Source organism: Bartonella capreoli, assembly GCF_902813205.1.
In the GTDB taxonomy this organism is placed as follows: Bacteria; Pseudomonadota; Alphaproteobacteria; order Rhizobiales; family Rhizobiaceae; genus Bartonella; species Bartonella schoenbuchensis.
Genome location: NZ_CADDZX010000208.1, coordinates 1 through 452 on the forward strand (window position 1 = coordinate 1; position 452 = coordinate 452).

The following is a 452-nucleotide window of genomic DNA, read 5'->3' on the forward strand; positions in this document are numbered from 1 at the left end:
TTAAACATTAATTATCAACGCTGTTTTATCTGCACAATTTTAAGTGTTTTATTTTTTCGAGAAGATTAATTATCGTTTGTGCTCCAACAACTCCCGATGGTACTTCAGTTTTCATTTTCTGTTCCACTATTTCAAAAGCATCGAGTTGTGCCTGTCGTAATAAAGGATTATACAAAAGCTGTTCTATTTGCCTTGCTAACATGCCAGGGCGTAGAAATTCGTTAAAATATTCCGGCACAATAGGCTTATCAGAAATAATATTTGGGAGAGCAGCACTCCATAACATCACTTTGGAAAAAATGAATAATCTAGAAAAAAGATCAAGCTTATAGCAAAGAACCATTGGAATTTTTGCCAATGCTAATTCAAGTGAAACCGTTCCAAGAGCTGCAAGTGCAACATCAGCTTCCGCAAAAGCACACCATTTTGCATCTTCACCAATAACAACTTCT

1 pseudogene is annotated in these 452 nt (G+C 35.6%); it reads right to left on the reverse strand.

What is annotated here, in order from left to right:
• Window positions 1-25: 25 nt before the first annotated feature.
• A pseudogene (locus J7R05_RS08080) lies at window positions 26-452 on the reverse strand (lipid-A-disaccharide synthase); the annotation flags it as partial.